Here is a 15924-nt window from a genome sequence, read left to right on the forward strand (position 1 = left end):
CCTTCCAGTAAAGGACGTCCGGCCGCGCAGTGGGAGTCCCTGTCAAGGGGTGTACTGGCAGGGCACCCCAAGCCTGCCGGGGCCGACCTATCCTGACCGTATGGACAGTCGGGAAGAAGTCCGCGAATTCCTCATGTCGCGGCGGGCCAAGGTCACCCCGGAGCAGGCCGGGATCGCCGCCGGCCCGAAGCGGCGCGTTCCCGGCCTGCGGCGGACCGAGGTCGCGCTGCTGGCCGGGGTGAGCGTCGAGTACTACGCCAAGCTGGAACGCGGCGCGATCGCCGGGGCATCCTCGTCCGTGCTCGACGCCGTCGCGCGGGCCCTGCAGCTGGACGACACGGAGCGCACGCACCTCTTCGACCTCGCGCGCGCCGCCGACGGCATCCCCACGTCCGGGCGTCCGCGCCGCCGCGCGACCCGGCAGGCCGCCGCCCGCCCCAGCCTGCACTGGGCGCTGGACGCGATCACCGACGGCATCGCCTTTGTCCGCAACCAGCAGCAGGACCTGCTCGCCGTCAACGCGCTGGGCCGCGCCTTCTACTCACCGATGATCGGCGACGGCGGGCGCACCCCGAACCTGGCCCGCTTCCAGTTCCTCGATCCGGCCTCCCGTGAGTTCTACCCCGACTGGGAGGCGTTCGCACAGATGTGCGTGGCGATCATGCGTGCCGAGGCAGGCCGCGACCCTCACGACCGCGGCCTGCAGGACCTCGTCGGCGAGCTCTCGACGCAGAGCGGAACCTTCCGCAGGCTCTGGGGCGCACACGATGTGCGGACCCACGGCACCGGCACCAAGCGGTTCAACCATCCTGACGTCGGCGAACTCGTCCTCGCCTACGAGGAACTGGCCATCACCGCCGAACCCGGGCTGGTCCTGATGATCTACACCGCCGAACCCGGCAGCGCATCCGCCGAGCGTCTTCGGCTGCTGGCCTCCCTGGCAGCGGAGCAGACGGCCCAGATTGCATTGCAGCGCGGCCACCTGCGCTGACCATGCAACCGAAAGAACCCGGAAGAACAACGGAAGGAACCTGCATGAGCACGCAGCTGCAACCGAAAACCCCGACCGTAAAGGGGCCGGCCGAATGGTTCACGGGGGATGTGTACTTCAACGCCTACTATGCAGGAAGCGAGCCTTCCCGGACCCGTCTGAACCTGGTGCGCTTCACCCCGGGCGCGCACACGGCCTGGCACAAGCACGCCGTCGGGCAGACGCTGCACGTGACCGAGGGGGTCGGGTACGTGCAGTCCCGCGGCGAGGAGATCATCGAACTGCATCCCGGCGACACCGTATACACCCCGGCGGGGGAATGGCACTGGCACGGCGCCACGGCCGGCAACTTCATGTGCCACCTCGCCCTGTGGGAGGCCCCCGCACCCGGCAGCGGCGAGCCGGAGACCACCTGGGGCGAGCTGCTCACGGCAGACGAGTACCCCGCGGCGTGAGCCGGACGGCGGAACAGCTTCCGGGAGTAGGCACAGGGTTCCCCATGCAACATTCGTGCGACATGGTCGTCCGATTCCCGACGGCAGTCAGCGCCAGGGGATCCGTGAACGGACCCGGTCGATTTCCGGGAGCGCGTATCCGGAGTCAACCGGGATTCCCCACCGGTCGGTCCAGCGCCAGAACCGTTCCGCCTCGGCGAGCAGCTCGCGGCAGAAGGTGATGGGTTCGACGCGGGCCTTGGTGTCACCGATGGTGATCAGCGCACCGCCGCGGATCCGTTCCAGGATGATCGGGGCGGGACTGTCCGGGAAGGACATTTCTCCCCGGCCGGTGGACAGGTATCCGTCGACCACCTCAACCAGGTAGTGCCAGAGGCCGCAGATGTCGTCCCACATTGGGACACCGACCAGGGGGATCCCCTGCCAGCTAAGGGTCACGACGCCGTCGTTGTACGTGAAACGGTACCGTTCCCCGGTGCGCAGCCAGGCCTTCTTGGCCGCTTCCTCGTCGGCGTAGAGGTCCACCAGGCACTTATCCGGATTCTCGGTGAAGTCCTCAAGATCCTGAACCAACCGCACGAGAATGCCGGTTGTGCCGATCAGGTGCCGTGTTTCCGAAGTCCAAGCTCTGGGCTCCTTCAGGTCTGCCGGTCCTGGCACTGTTGGGCTTACGAGGTTGCGTGGCTGCTGCCCCTCGGGTTTTCGATAGCGCCAGGACTGGCAATGCACTGTAGCCGTTCCGGGACGGCGGAGCGGATTTGCGTGACGGCGTCGTCGCCGCGGCGGAACCAGGCCGAGACGAAGCCGAGTTGGAATGCGTCCCGCGTGTACAGTGTGATCCCCTCGGCGCCGCCGGCGATTGGTTCCCGTTCCAGTCCGACGATCGCTTCCCAAGGCATGGCCGTGGTCTCGCCGAGCAGGGTCAGCACCAGGCCCTCCTCGCCGACGACGAGACGGGTATCCTCCGGGACGCCGGCGAATCTGGCCATCAGCCCCCGTTTGTAGGTCCGGCCCTGCACATGGGTCTTTTCCTCTGTCCGGCGCGGCGGGAAAACGACGCCGGTGCGTGCATCCACGTCCTCGGGGATGGCCTCCGCTGGGAGCCCGACCAGCAGCGTGCTGTCCAGGTCGGCCAGCAGGCTGGCGGTGAGCGCCGGCGTGTAGTTCCGCACTGCCGCCGCGACGTCGTCCCAACGCCAAGGGCGCTGGCCGCACAGTTCGGCTACTGCCGTCTGGTAGGCATCGTCCTGTTCGGCCCCGGGCTCGGCCCGGTCCGAGGCCAGCCGGACTGCGGCGCGGCGCGCTTCCTCCGGGGAAATCCCTGCATCCCGAAGGCTCCGCAGTTCGTCGATGACGCGGCCGGCCGCTTCGGCCGCGTTCCGCGGGGCCACGTCAATGGTGGCGACCATGAGCCCGCTGTGGTCATCGACTGTGACGCCGCTGCAGGCGGCGCCGTAGACCAGCCCGTCCCGGCGGCGCAGTCCCTCGTGGATGCGCCGTTCCAGCGTCCGGCAAACCAACGGGGCGATGCCGGCGGTATCGTCCTGGTCGCCGGGAACCTGGAAGGAGAGCACCAGTTGCGTTCCGCCGCTGGCGTATTCGGCCGGACCGCGTGCAACGACACGGGCGGCGGCGCGCAAGGGCCGCCGCGGTCCCTCGGGCAGCGGCAGGCGCAGGCCGGCCGGTGGGGCCGCCGTACACACCAGGACAGCATTGCCCCGGGTGAAGTATTCCGCAGCGTGCCTGGACACGTCCGCGGCCGTGAGGCGGTCGAGGTACTTCTCCTCGACGGCGGCCAGCCCGGGCCCGGCCAGGCCGTAGTGGTTCGACAGTGCTTCGGCGATTTCCGCCGGAATGGGTGTCGTCCTGCCCTCAGCCTCGAGCACGGCGCGTTCCCTGGCCAGCATGGGTTCGTCGATACGCCCCTCGGCCAAGGCCGAGAGTGATCCGCACACGGCTGCCAGGGACCGTGCGACCTCTCCGGGGGCGCCCTCGAACGTGAACTCCGTGATGCCCAGGGCCACCTGGCCGTTGAACTCGTGGTCGGGAACCGGGATGGCGGCGAACGCCAGGTGTTCGACCAGGTGGGTGATCCCGGCCGTGCCGAACGTTTCGTCCCGCACTCCGCAGCGGAAGACCAGCGACGCGGCGAAGCGGCCGGGCTGTTCGGTCCAACGGACCGGTACACCATCGACCACGGCGGAATGGATCGTCACGTTCGTCAGCCCCTAACAGCAGGTGGGAAGGCCCCGGTTGGTGCCTGCGGCGATCCTATCCGGCGGCCGGCCCGGTGTCAGGGACCGTCCAGGCTCGCCTCGGGCTGTGTCATGAAGCGGTCCAGAGTCAGGTCCAGCCCGTACTCGAACTCCGCCGCGTCGTCGAGCTGGTCCAGGTACGGTCCGATTTCGGCCACGTTCGGCAGGTGCCGGGTAATGGTGCGTTCGCTCAGCGGTCCGGCCGCCAGCTGTGTGGCCGGATGCTCGGTGAAGTAGCGGCCGGCCTCTGTCATGGCCGTCCCCAGCGAGTAGGCGGCCAGCGCCCGGTAGGCCCGAGCGGTGTCCCGGGCGCTGATACCCTCCCGGCGCAGGGCCCGGCAGCCGGCCTCGACGAAAGCCAGGGCGTCCAGCGTGCGCGGCGGCCGGCTGGCAATCAGCGTAATGGCGTTGGGGTGGCGCAGCAGCATCCCGCGGACCGACATCATGATCCGGATCAGCGTGTCGCGGGGCCCACCCTGGCTGCCGGACGGAGCCTCGATTTCCCCGTAGAGCAGCTGGGCCACGCCGTCGAGCAGCGCATCCCGGTCCGTGAAGTAGGAATAGATGGTCATCGGGGCCACACCCAGGGCGGCCGCGAGCTTGCGCATGCTCAGCCCGTCGAGCCCCAGTTCGTCGATCATTTCCAGCGCCTTGCGGGCTACGTCTTCGCCGGTGAGGTGGGTTCGGTGCGGCATGGATCCTCCTCGTGGCAAAGCGTGAGCAGCCACTATACACCCGCGCGTTTTTGTACGTTGTACAATTCCGACGTACAACGTACAAAACAGCTTGTCAACGCCATTCTTCATCCCACTTGCACCTTTTGAAAGGATCTTTCATGACCAGCACCTCCGTGGCGAAACCGCCACGCGGCACCGGGCAGTCGATTGCGGCACGCGTCGAGCAGGCGACGAAAACCTACGGCAGCGGGGATGCCGCCGTCGTCGCCCTCGACGCGGTGACCGTGGACTTCGCCGCCGGCGCGTTCACGGCGATCATGGGCCCCTCCGGCTCGGGCAAGTCCACGCTGCTGCACTGCATGGCCGGGCTGGACACGCTTTCCTCCGGGCAGGCCTTCATCGGCGGCACCGACATTGCCAGCCTGTCGGACAAGGAGCTGACTCTGCTGCGCCGGGACCGGTTGGGCTTTATCTTCCAGGCCTTCAACCTGCTGCCGGTGCTGACCGCCCGGGAAAACATCACCCTGCCGCTGGATCTGGCCGGCCGCAAGGTCGACGGCGAATGGTTCGAGAAGGTCATCGCGAGCCTGGGGCTGGGCGAACGGCTGGGCCACCGGCCCGCGCAGCTTTCCGGTGGCCAGCAGCAGCGCGTGGCCGTGGCCCGCGCCCTTGCCACCAAGCCGGAGGTGGTCTTCGGCGACGAGCCTACCGGCGCCCTGGACTCGCGCACCGGGGCCGAGCTGCTGGGGTTCCTGCGCTCGGCGGTGGACGACCTCGGCCAGACCGTGGTCATGGTGACGCATGATCCGGTGGCTGCCTCATATGCGGACCGTGTGGTCTTCCTGGCCGACGGCCGCGTGGTGGATGAGCTGCAGGCTCCCACCCGGGACGGCGTGCTGGAAATGATGAAGCGGCTGGGAGGCTAGCCATGCTGCGCTATTCGCTGCGCTCGCTGCTGGCGCACAAGCTCCGGCTCGTGCTCACCGTCGCCGCGGTCACGGTCGGGGTGGCTTTCGTGTCCGCGTCCTTCGTCCTCTCGGACACCATGGGCAAGGCGTTCGACGAACTCTTCGCCGGCCTGGCGAAGGGCACCGACGTCGTGGTCCGCGCCGAGTCCATCGACGCCAATGCCACCGCCCGGGGCCAGGTCCGCCCCCTGGACGAAGACATTGTCGACACCGTCCGGAAGGTCTCCGGGGTCGCCGCGGCCGAAGGCTCGGTGACCGGCTTCGCACTGATCCTGGACAAGGACGGCCAGCCGATCCAGCCCGGCGGCGCCCCCACGCTGGGCTCAAGCACCTCCACGGACAGCGACCTGTCCGGCAATTTCTCCCTCCGTTCGGGCCAGGTGCCCGCCGCGCCGGACGAGATGGCCGTGGATGCCGCGTCGGCGGCCAAGGCCGGTTACAAAGTCGGGGACCGGGCCGCGGTGATCTTCGAGGACGGCACCGAGGAGTTCACCATCACCGGAATCGTCGGTTTCGGGGACACTGACAGCCTTGCCGGCGCCACGCTGGCTTCGTTCGAAACCGCCACGGCGCAGAAACTGCTGGGTAAGGCCGGGAAGTTCGACCAGATCGACGTTCGCGCCGCCGACGGAATTTCCGCGGTGGACCTGCGCGACGAACTGGCACAGGCCCTCCCGGCCGGTACCGAGGCCCTGACCGCCGACCAGGTGTCCGGCGAATCCGCCCAGGCCATCCGCGATGGTCTGGGTATCTTCACCAACGTGCTCCTCACCTTTGCCGGTGTCTCGCTGCTGGTGGGCTCCTTTGTCATCTGGAATACGTTCAATGTCCTGGTGGCGCAGCGCCGCCGCGAGGTGGCGCTGCTGCGCGCCGTCGGCGCCAAGGGAGGCCAAGTGCTCGGCGGCATCATCCTGGAAGCCGGGCTGATCGGCCTCGTCTCCGCAGGCCTGGGGCTGGCAGCGGGCGTGGGCCTGGCCGGCGGCATCCGCTCGCTGCTGGCCGCGGTGGGGATTGAAGTGCCCACCACTGCTGCCGTGGTCGAACCGCGGACGATCGTCGCCGCGCTGCTGGTCGGCGTGGTCATTACCGTCGTTGCCGCCGTCGTTCCTGCCGTCTCCGCTACCCGTGTGGCCCCGATGGAGGCGCTGCGGACCGCCACCCCGGCGGACGGCAGCATCGGCCGGAGCCGCTCCACGGTGGGCATCCTGCTGCTGGCTGCCTCGGCCGCAGCCTTGGCCACCGCGGCGCTGCTGAAGGACCAGTTGGTGCTGACCGGCCTTGGTGCGCTGGCCGGCTTCGCCGGCCTGGTAGTCGCCGGACCGCTGCTGGCCCGCGCGATGGCGGGACTGGCCAACCGTGGCCGTGCCGGCGGCGGATGGAGCCTGGCCGCGCGCAACATCACGCGTGCCCCGAAGCGCGCCGCCGCCACTGCGCTGGCCCTGACCATCGGCCTGACCGTGGTCTGTGCCGTCGCCGTGGTGGCATCATCAACCAAGGCCTCGGTGACCGACCTGCTCAGTGGCGGCAACAGGGCGGACCTCATCCTCCAGGCCGCCTCACCGACCGGTGGCGTCAGCCCGGCGGTGGCCCGGATCCTGGACCAGCAGGCGGAGGTCGACGCCGTGCTGGAACTGCGCTTCTCCCAGGCCACTGTGGCCAACAAGTCAGCCAGCATCATCGGCCTGACCCGGGACACCGTGGACCACGTTATGGACCTGGGCATTACCGCCGGTTCACTGGCCGACTTCCGCAACGGCAGTCTGCTGCTCTCCACCAAGCAGGCGAAGCAACTCGATGCCGGCGTCGGCGACACGGTAACCATCACGTTCCCGGAGACAGGTGAGCGAAGCTACGAGGTCGCCGCCCTCTTCGAGCGCGACGCGCTGGTCGGGGCGGGCTACCTGCTGACCCTCGACGACTATGCCGGCAATGTCACCTCGCGGATGGACGCCGCCGTCATGGTCACGGCCGCATCCGGGGTGGCAGCCGGAAAGCTCCAGCAGCAGGTCGACGACGCGTTGGCGGACTTCCCGAATGTGCAGGTCAGCGATCCGACCGAGTTCGCCAAATCCCAGCAGGCCTCGGTGGACCAGATGCTCGGCCTGGTCACGGCGCTGCTGGCGCTGGCTGTCATCGTCGCGGTGCTGGGCATCATTAACACCTTGGTGCTTTCGGTGGTCGAACGGACCCGGGAACTGGGCCTGATGCGTGCCGTCGGGGCCACCCGCCGCCAGGTCCGCACCGTGATCCGGCGCGAGTCGGTGCTGATGTCCCTCTTCGGCGCCATTGCCGGCGTGCTGCTGGGCACGGGAGCCGGCATCGCGCTGGCCCGCGCGATGAACGGCGAAGGCATCAGCAGCCTGGATGTTCCACTCGCCTCGCTGGCGGTCTACGTGGTCGTGGCGGCCGTGATCGGGGTCCTGGCCGCCATCGGCCCTGCCCGCCGGGCCAGCCGGGTGGACGTGCTGCGGGCCATCACCGTGGATTGACTTCCGTGCCTGCCGGCGGCGGCCGCCGGCAGGCACGGAAGCGACGGACTGTCGACAGCACCGAGCCAGCTAACTAGAGTGCGAACCGTGGAGTTCTTTGCTGCGGGCAGGGCCCGCGCCTGAGGGACGGCCCGATCGGCCGTGACCAGAACCGTTGCCGCGCAGGCAGCGGGTATCCATCAAACCCTCACCAGAAAGGCATCCCATGGACATCCGTCCGCTCACACCCCAGGACCTGCCCGTCCTCCTTGATCTCACCATCGGCACCTTCGGACCGTTCTACGAGGACTCTTAGCGGCCGCTTGTCGGTGAAGCCGTCTTCCGGAACCGCCGTGGCCGGTGGCGCGAGGATTACCATCGGCATCTGGCCGCCCTCGACAACCCCGGCGAGGGCCGGTCCGCCTCGGTTGCCGATGACAACGGAACCGTTCTCGGTTCCGTTGGTTGGACCGTGCAGCCCGACGAGGCCCACGGAGAGATCGACATTCTTGCCGTCAGCTCATCCACGTTCACTATCGTCAATTACACCAAGGCAGTCTGACGGAATGGCGCGGGCGGGCTTACCGGCCCACCCGCGCCATTCAAGGCGGTCAATTACCGCTCACTCCTGTCTGGGCCATCCGCCGCCTCGCAGCCCAGCCGGGGATGCAGGAGCCGGTCCGGGTTGGCAGTCCTGCGGCGGGAAACCGCCCTGGTCAGCCACAGATGCTCTTTGGCAGCCCCGCGGGCGAGCGGCCGGTGCCTGCGGATGACAAAGTCCGCCCTCCTCGGATAAGCTCCCGACATCGTCCATCCAAGGGGGCAGCATGAAACCCGTGCGGTTGTGGCACGACGCTTTTACTGGCGTCCCGGCATGCTGCTGACGTCCGGCACACCATGAGCCGGCCGCTTCCGTTTGGGCGGATCCGCCGCCACCTCAGCCAGAGCGCGGCGCCGGTCGAATCCGCGGCGGTGATCCTCGCGGGGGCCATGTTCGTGATCTCGGCACTGGCCGCGCTGGTGGTGTTCCGGGGCCGGTACGTCCCGATTTCCGGGCGCGGCTCCATCGGCCAGTTCGTCGCGCTGGCAGGGGCGGCCGCCGCCGTCGTCGTCCTGGTCGGGGCGGTGATGGCGGTGCGGACCCGGCACCCTTCGGCGGCCGGTGCGGGGCCCTCCGGCCCGCCGCGCGAGCGCCTCGGCTGGTACGACATCGCCGCCTTGGCCCTGGCCTATGCACTCATTGCGCTGCTCGGCTGGACCGCCATCGCCAACGTGGTCAGCGACAGCTTCCAAGGCGCCGTGGTCTACAGCCTGTCCGCCGCCCTGCTGGCGGGCGTCGCCGTCGCCGTGACAAGTTACGCGGTTTTCCTGTCGGCGACCCACCTCACGCCGATGTCGCTATCACTCACGCTCGCCCTGTTCCTTGTGGTGGGAATCTTCGCGAGCATGCTCACCGCCAGTGATCCGCTCTGGTGGCAGGAGAACCTGAGCATGCTCGGCGTCACCGGGGACCTGTCGGCCCGCACCTTCAATCTCACCCTCATCATCGCCGGCGTCGTCATGACGACGATCGCCCACTATGCCACCTCGGCGCTACCCGCCCGGACGCGCCAGGAACAGCGGGGACGGCGCCGGGTCCGGTCAGGCCTCGCCCTGATCGGCATCCTCCTCGCCTGCGTCGGCATCTTCCCGGTGGACGAGTTCCTGGTCCTGCACACCCTCGCCGCGAGCGGCATGGCGGTGGTCTACATCGCCTTGGTCGCAGCACTGGGGCGGCTCGTTCCCGGCCTGCCGCGGACCTTCCTCGTGCTGGGGTACGTCTTTATTGCGGTGATCCTTGTCCTGGCAATGTTCTTCGCCACCGGCTACTACACCCTGACGGCGGTTGAGCTCGTCGCCTTCCTGCTCATCTTCGGCTGGCTCATGGTCCTGATCCGCAACACCGGCGCGATGCGCACCTCGGCCCAGGCCGCGGAGCCCGTGGACCAACGGGCGGGCTGAAGCCCGGGCCGCCTGCCGGTCATTCCCGCCCGCCGCCGCCCGCCGCCTCGTCGTCGGGCTCCTCGGCAGGCTGCACCTGCATGATGCCGCCGGTGACCGGATCGACCGGAGGGGTGAGTACCGAGGCGTAATCGCGCTCGCTGGAGTACGTTAGGAAGCCCAGATGCGCCTCGTAGCGGTCCAGGACGTCGTCGATGACCTGCTGACGGGTCACCCCCATCAGGTCGTAGCCCTCGGATCCGGTCTGCGTGAACACTTCCACCCGGTAGTAGACGTCGGTTTCGCGGGACATGCGTCCGCCGAACATCGGCACCGGGGCTTCTACGGCCTGCACCTGGTACAGGAAGCTGCGGTGGTCCGGAATGGTGACCACCAGGACATGACTGGCGATTCCGCTCTGTTCGTTCGGCGCGATGTCCAGGGAGGCCTGGTAGCCCTGCTTCGCGAACTCCTTGACCACATCGCCCAGCGCGGGCTGCACCGTGCGTTCCATGAACTGGGCCACCTGCTTCTTCGATGGATAGGCACGCATGCCCGCCAGCCGCTGGCGCCAGGTGCGTTCGGGCGCGTAGCCGCCGTGGGCCGCCATGGAATGCCGGCGCAGCACCTGGCCCTCGCGGTCGGCCCGCTCCATCCGCAGGACCTTGGAGAACGAGGCCATCACCAGGTAGGCGATGACCGTCACCGGCAGGGCGAAGATGAGCGTGGCATATTCCATGGTGGTCACGCCGCCGGCGACCAGCATGGCGATGGTCAGCAGCGCGGTGAGTACCGCCCAGAAGATGCGCAGCCATTTGGCCCCGTCCTGGGACGGATCCGGGATCGAGGAGGAGAAATTGGACATCACCATGGCACCGGAGTTGGCGCTCGTGAGGTAGAACAGCAGTCCGGACAAGGTGGCCAGCCCGATCAGGAAAGCCGCTCCGGGGAACATCTCCAGCAGGGCATACCAGCCCTGTTCCGGACTGTCCATGGCCAGCCGGGCGAACTCCTTGTTCCCGTTAAGCACCTCGTGCAGGGCGCTGTTGCCGAAGATGGTCACGATCAGGAAATCGCACAGTACCGGGGCGGTGATGGCGGCGATGACGAACTCGCGCAGCGTCCGGCCGCGCGAGATGCGGGCCAGGAAGAGACCCACGAATGGTCCCCAGGCCAGCCAGAAGGCCCAGAAGAACAGGGTCCAGGCCGCCATCCACTCCGAGCCGCCCTCTTCGTAGGCAAAGGTCTGCAGGGTGCGCGCGGGCAGGGTCAGCACGAACCGGCCGATGTTCTCCACGATCGCGTTGAGCAGGAACGAGGTCCGGCCGGTCACGAGGATGTACAGCAGCATGGCCGCCGCACTCCAGATGTTCAGCTCGGAGATCCAGCGGATCCCCCTGTCCACTCCGGAGGTGCAGGCCGCGACGGTCATGACGACGGCGACGATGACCAGTGCGATCTGCAGGGCCAGGCCCTGCTGCAGGCCGAAGAGCCACGCGAAGCCGACGTTCAGCAGCACGACGCCGATGCCCATCGAGGTTGCCACGCCGAACACCGTGCCGACCAGGGCAACGATGTCGATCACGTCGCCGGCGGCGCCGCGGACGCGCTTTCCCAGCAGCGGATATAGGGCCGCCCGGATGGACAGCGGCATGCCCCAGCGGTAGGCAAAGTAGCCCATGGCCATGCCGAGCAGTGCGTAGATGGACCAGCCGGCTATGCCGTAGTGGAACATCGTCCACACCACGGCATCCTGGGCGGCGGCGGCCGTCTGGCCCTCACCTGCCGGCGGGTTCACGTATTGGGTGATGGGTCCGGTCACGGAGTAGAAGAGCAGATCGATGCCCACGCCCGCGGCGAACAGCATGGCCACCCAGGTGAAGAGCTTGTACTGCGGACGGGAATGGTCCGGTCCGAGCCGGACGGAGCCTTCCTTGGAGAAGGCGACCCACAGGACGAAGAGGATCACCAAGGTGACGGTGAGGACGTAGTACCAGCCCAGGTTCTCCGCGATCCATTCCACCACGGTGTGCATGATGCCGGCCGCGTGCGTGGGCGTGAGCATGGCCCACACGGAGAAGACGGCGGTGATGGCCGAGGCGATGATGAATACGCGCCAGTTGATCCGGGGCCCGGGCTCCTCGGTCAGCTCAGCGGGCCCCCGGATGAGCTCCTGGCTGGAGACGGGAGGGCGGTTCTCTTCATCGAAGCCGGGGCGCCGCCGCTCCGTGCCGCCGAGTTGCCGCCGTTCGACCAGGGCCTTCGTTGGCTCGTCCTCCGTGCGGCGCTTGTCTTCCGCGTCAGGCATGCGGTCCTCCTCGATCCGGCGATGAACTCGGGCCGCCGTCGCCATGGACGGATATCGTTGGCCTCAGGTCCGGTTGGAGAGGAGGTCTTGCACCGAGGGCGCCTTGTCTTATTGCTTGCAGGTCATGCTAGTACCGCCGCCGCAGTCGCTTCAGCAGAATAAGTGGCCGGATCCACCCGGCAGGGACGCGTGGGGATCCCGCTGCCGTCACAGGGGCAGGCCCCCGGAGAACGAGGACCCGGGGTCGAGGCAGCTACCGGAGCCAGAGCCGGCGATGTCGTCCCGGGGCTGCCGGCCCTACCGCCAGAGGAAGGCCAGGGCGGCCGTCCCGATGCTGCACGGAATCCAGGACAGGCAGAAAAGCAGGATGGCATCACGGTGCGCTTTACTGCCTGAGCCACGGGGGACAATGAACGATCGAACGGCCATGTATAGCGCGGAGAGCATCATCCCGGATCCCCAGTTGACACGCGCCGGAAGCCCGGCCAGGATCCCAAGGACGGCGGCAGCGGCACCCAGCAGGCAGGCGAACAGCACCGCCTGCGGTACCAGGGGCAGCGACCGGAGCCGGGCAACCGGGCGGGGCCATTCGTGAAGGCGGCCGCTGGCGCGTCGCTGGAACGCCTTCTGTAGATCCCTGCCGGTAGCCGGATGCGGGTACCAGACGTTGGTGCATCCGGGCCCGGTGCACCTGAGCTCGACTATGGCTTCGCTGCTTCCGGGTTCGCCCAGGTAAACGGTGCATGTTTCAAAGGCCAGACCGTGGCATGGCGTGCCGGACCCCAGGACGTCGGAATGCTCGGCCATGTCTGTCCCCCCTCGGAATCGGATGGCGTTGCTCACCATGGATAGCAGCCGGAACGGCAGCTTCCCAATTCCGCCGTGTAATGCGTGTCACAATCGGGTGCTCCAGTGCCGGGCCCGCACCGGCGGACGCGGCTGCTCTCCCCGAACCCGCCGCCTCTTCGGCAGCTGGCGGGGGCTGGACGTCGAACTGGGCGGCCAGACCGGACCGGCCCGGGAGGGGATTGGCAAGGCAGTCACGGACTGCCTTGCAGCCGGTGCCGGATATCCGTGGGCCACAGGCTGGTCGTGCTGATCTGCGGTACCTGGCTGATGGGGAACGGCAAGAGCCTGGAGTAATTGTGCCGGAAAGCCTCGGCGTATTCAGGCGTGGCCGGGCGGCCGTTCCGGTGGCAAGCAAAAACCCCCGGAACCGCGGGGGTTCCGGGGGTTTTCCCTGGAGCCTCCTGCCGGAATCGAACCGGCGACCTTTTCATTACGAGTGAAACGCTCTACCAACTGAGCTAAGGAGGCCTGCGGACCGTCCCGGCTGCCCGGGTCGAATCCAACAAGGATCAACTATAGGAGAGCGGAGGCGGGGCGGTCAAAGCGACACCGTGTGGGTGATGCAGGCCACAGTTCCGGTGATGTTCACCGGCCGGTCCGGTGCACGTAAGGCATTGTCGGCATGGCCGGGGCAGCATGGAGGGCACTCGCGGCCCGGTATGGCGGCCGCCCCAGTTACTGCACAGAGCAAGGAGGGCCGGCGCATGACGGACAGGACGGCAGGGCTGCGCCTGGCAGTGCTGGATTTGGCCGGGACCATGGTGGACGACGGCGGGCTGCGCGGGCAGGCGCTGGCTGCGGCGCTCGGGCCTTGGGGCGTGCACCCCGGCCCGGCCGGACCGGAGGCGGTGGCGTCCGTGGCCCGGCAGGCGGCCGGCGCGGCGGAGGAGCAGCTCTTCGAGCGGCTGTTCCCGCAGGACCGGGCCACCGCCCGGCAGGCCGCAGCGGTTTTCGAGGACACCTACCAGGCACTGCTGGCCGAGCACGGGGTCCGGCCGGCGCCCGGGGCGGCGGAAGCTGTCGGCCGGCTGCGCGAGGCGGGCCTGGCGGTCTGCCTGTGCAGCGGCGGTTCGCGCCGCAGCCTGAACCTGGTCCTGGACGCGCTGGACTGGATGGGGCTGGCGGATCTGAGCCTGTGCCCCTCCGACGCCGGGCGCGGCCGGCCGTATCCGGACATGGTGCTCACCGCGCTGCTGGCCCTGGACGTCGAAGATGTCCGGCAGGTACTGGTGGCCGGCGGCACGGCGGCGGCCGTGCAGGCCGGCCTGCGTTCCGGGGCCGGGCTGGTGGCCGGCGTGCTCACCGGCGCGCGCAGCGCCGGTGAGCTGACCGCGGCCGGTGCCTCCGCCGTCGTCGGCTCGGTCCGGGAATTGCCGGACCTGGTGTGCGGCGCCGGCCGGCTACGGCAGGCCGGCTAGCACTTGGTCCCGTCCGCCGGCACCTTGCCGTCGACAAAGTAGTTGTCCACCGCGTCCTTGATGCAGCTGTTGGCTCCGCTCCGGTAGGCGGTGTGGCCCTCGCCCTTGAAGGTGACCAGCGAGGCCGAAGACAGCTGGTCGGCCAGGGACTCCGCCCAGGCATACGGGGTGGCGGGATCCCCGGTGGTGCCGATGACCACGATCGGCGCGGCACCCTCGGCCTTGACCGGGGCGGGTTTGCGCACCGGCTTGTACGGCCAGTTCTCGCAGGTGGTGCCGCCGTAGGCCAGGTAGCGGCCGAAGGTGGGGGAGGCCTGTTCCAGCTCGGCGGCCTCCTTGCGCATGGTCGGCAGGTCCGAGGCCATCGGGTAGTCCAGGCAGTTCACCGCGGTGAAGGCGAAGGTGGTGTTGCCGGTGTAGTGGCCGTCCGGGTCCCGCTGCGCGTTCTGGTCAGCCAGCCAGAGCATCTGGGTGGGGTCGCCCTGCAGGGCCGAGGTCAGGGCCAGCGTCAGCGCCGGCCAGTTCGCCTCGTCGTACAACGGGGTGATCAGTCCGCTCACGAAGGTGTTCACCGGGACCAGCCGGCCGTCCTGGGCCGTCAGCGGGCTGGCCTCGACGGAGCGGATCAGGTCCCGCACCTGGGCCACGGCCTCGTCCGCGCTGCCGCTGAGCGGGCAGCCGGAGCCGGCCAGGCAGGATTCCACGTAGCTGCGCAGCGCCTGCTCGAAGCCCTTGGCCTGGCCCAGCGTCACCGCCTGGCTGTCCAGAGCCGGATCCAGCGCGCCGTCGAGCACTAGGCGCCCCACCCGCTCCGGGAACAGCTCGGCGTACTGGGCGCCGAGGAAGGTGCCGTAGGACCAGCCCAGGTAGTCCAGCTTCGCCTGGCCGAGGGCGGCGCGCAGGATGTCCAGGTCCTTGGTGGCACTGAGCGTGTCGACGTGGCCGAGCACGGGGCCGGTCTTTTCAGCGCACTTGGCGCCGAGCTCGGTCGCGTCCTTGACCGCCTGCGCGATCCCCTGGTCCGAGTCGATGTCGTAGGACTCCTCGCGGGCGGCGTCCTGCTCCTTGTCCGTCAGGCAGGTCACCGGGGCGGAGCGCTTGATCCCGCGCGGGTCGAAGCCCACGATGCTGTAGCTGCCGCGCAGCTTGTCGGTGGTCATGACGTCCACGCCGTCGCGGACAAAGTCATAGCCGGAGGCGCCGGGACCGCCGGGGTTGACCAGGATCGAGCCCTGGGAACCGCCGGTGGTGCGGATGGCGGCAATCTTGATGCGCTTGCCGCCGGGGTCGGCATAGTCCATCGGCACCTCGATGTCGGCGCATTCGAAGCGGCCCTCGCACCGTTTCCAGTGGACCTGCTGCTCGTAGTACGGCCGCAGCCCCTCCGCAACCTCCCCGGTAACGTCCGCGGTGGCCTGGCCGGTGGACGCCGGGGCGGAACAGCCGGCCAGCAGTGCGGCCAGGGCGGCCGCCCCGGCGATGAGTGCCCGGCCGGTGCTGCGGCGGGATCGGGGCATGGTGTCTTCTCCTGGTCGGCTCGGGTGTGTTCTCAAGG

11 protein-coding genes and 1 tRNA gene are annotated in these 15924 nt (G+C 68.8%); 6 read left to right on the forward strand and 6 right to left on the reverse strand.

Annotation, left to right across the window (positions count from 1 at the left end):
* Positions 1-100: 100 nt before the first annotated feature.
* Complete coding sequence (locus LVY72_RS13595) at positions 101-991, forward strand: helix-turn-helix domain-containing protein (RefSeq protein WP_237821727.1); 891 nt, start codon at positions 101-103, stop codon at positions 989-991.
* A gap of 44 nt (positions 992-1035) precedes the next feature.
* Positions 1036-1446, forward strand: a complete 411-nt coding sequence (locus LVY72_RS13600; protein WP_237821730.1) for a (R)-mandelonitrile lyase — start codon at positions 1036-1038, stop codon at positions 1444-1446.
* An 87-nt stretch (positions 1447-1533) separates the two neighbouring features.
* Here the strand turns inward: LVY72_RS13600 and LVY72_RS13605 are convergent, their stop codons facing one another.
* From LVY72_RS13605 to LVY72_RS13615, 3 genes are all read right to left on the reverse strand, one after another.
* Positions 1534-2019, reverse strand: coding sequence for a hypothetical protein (locus LVY72_RS13605; RefSeq protein WP_237821732.1), 486 nt, complete (start codon positions 2017-2019; stop codon positions 1534-1536).
* A gap of 95 nt (positions 2020-2114) precedes the next feature.
* Positions 2115-3662 carry an insulinase family protein gene (locus LVY72_RS13610; protein ID WP_237821734.1) on the reverse strand — a complete coding sequence of 516 codons (1548 nt, stop codon included), beginning with the start codon at positions 3660-3662 and terminating at the stop codon, positions 2115-2117.
* A 77-nt stretch (positions 3663-3739) separates the two neighbouring features.
* Positions 3740-4396 carry a TetR/AcrR family transcriptional regulator gene (locus LVY72_RS13615; protein WP_237821737.1) on the reverse strand — a complete coding sequence of 219 codons (657 nt, stop codon included), beginning with the start codon at positions 4394-4396 and terminating at the stop codon, positions 3740-3742.
* Between the two features lie 140 nt (positions 4397-4536).
* Between LVY72_RS13615 and LVY72_RS13620 the strand changes: the two genes are divergently transcribed.
* The 3 genes from LVY72_RS13620 (at position 4537) to LVY72_RS13630 (ending at position 9815) form a co-directional block, all read left to right on the forward strand.
* Positions 4537-5304 (forward strand): ABC transporter ATP-binding protein, encoded by a 768-nt coding sequence (locus LVY72_RS13620; RefSeq protein ID WP_237821739.1) that lies wholly within the window; start codon positions 4537-4539, stop codon positions 5302-5304.
* 2 nt (positions 5305-5306) lie between these two features.
* Positions 5307-7835, forward strand: coding sequence for an ABC transporter permease (locus tag LVY72_RS13625; RefSeq protein WP_237821741.1), 2529 nt, complete (start codon positions 5307-5309; stop codon positions 7833-7835).
* Between the two features lie 876 nt (positions 7836-8711).
* Complete coding sequence (locus LVY72_RS13630; protein ID WP_237821742.1) at positions 8712-9815, forward strand: DUF998 domain-containing protein; 1104 nt, start codon at positions 8712-8714, stop codon at positions 9813-9815.
* Between the two features lie 19 nt (positions 9816-9834).
* Here LVY72_RS13630 and betT read toward each other — a convergent pair whose 3' ends face one another.
* Both betT and LVY72_RS13640 read right to left on the reverse strand, forming a co-directional pair.
* Positions 9835-12102, reverse strand: a complete 2268-nt coding sequence (betT, locus tag LVY72_RS13635; protein WP_237821745.1) for a choline BCCT transporter BetT — start codon at positions 12100-12102, stop codon at positions 9835-9837.
* 1241 nt (positions 12103-13343) lie between these two features.
* Positions 13344-13419, reverse strand: a tRNA-Thr gene (locus LVY72_RS13640).
* Positions 13420-13655: 236 nt separating this feature from the next.
* Between LVY72_RS13640 and LVY72_RS13645 the strand changes: the two genes are divergently transcribed.
* A complete protein-coding gene (locus LVY72_RS13645) occupies positions 13656-14369 on the forward strand; it encodes an HAD family hydrolase (protein WP_237821747.1) in 714 nt (237 codons plus the stop codon).
* On the opposite strand, the gene LVY72_RS13650 is transcribed toward LVY72_RS13645, so the two are convergent.
* Positions 14366-15886: an alpha/beta hydrolase gene (locus tag LVY72_RS13650; RefSeq protein ID WP_237821749.1), complete on the reverse strand. Its 1521-nt coding sequence runs from the start codon at positions 15884-15886 to the stop codon at positions 14366-14368. The genes LVY72_RS13645 and LVY72_RS13650 overlap by 4 nt on opposite strands.
* Positions 15887-15924 lie beyond the last annotated feature (38 nt).

The sequence above is a fragment of the Arthrobacter hankyongi genome (assembly GCF_022012395.1).
Lineage (GTDB): Bacteria > Actinomycetota > Actinomycetes > Actinomycetales > Micrococcaceae > Crystallibacter > Crystallibacter hankyongi.

Bases quoted from the DNA above. Each gene is read 5' to 3' on its own strand.
- LVY72_RS13595 (WP_237821727.1), top strand. From the start codon at position 101: ATGGACAGTCGGGAAGAAGTCCGCGAATTCCTCATGTCGCGGCGGGCC.
- LVY72_RS13600 (WP_237821730.1), top strand. From the start codon at position 1,036: ATGAGCACGCAGCTGCAACCGAAAACCCCGACCGTAAAGGGGCCGGCC.
- LVY72_RS13615 (WP_237821737.1), bottom strand. From the start codon at position 4,396: ATGCCGCACCGAACCCACCTCACCGGCGAAGACGTAGCCCGCAAGGCG.
- LVY72_RS13620 (WP_237821739.1), top strand. From the start codon at position 4,537: ATGACCAGCACCTCCGTGGCGAAACCGCCACGCGGCACCGGGCAGTCG.
- LVY72_RS13625 (WP_237821741.1), top strand. From the start codon at position 5,307: ATGCTGCGCTATTCGCTGCGCTCGCTGCTGGCGCACAAGCTCCGGCTC.
- LVY72_RS13630 (WP_237821742.1), top strand. From the start codon at position 8,712: ATGAGCCGGCCGCTTCCGTTTGGGCGGATCCGCCGCCACCTCAGCCAG.
- betT (WP_237821745.1), bottom strand. From the start codon at position 12,102: ATGCCTGACGCGGAAGACAAGCGCCGCACGGAGGACGAGCCAACGAAG.
- LVY72_RS13645 (WP_237821747.1), top strand. From the start codon at position 13,656: ATGACGGACAGGACGGCAGGGCTGCGCCTGGCAGTGCTGGATTTGGCC.
- LVY72_RS13650 (WP_237821749.1), bottom strand. From the start codon at position 15,886: ATGCCCCGATCCCGCCGCAGCACCGGCCGGGCACTCATCGCCGGGGCG.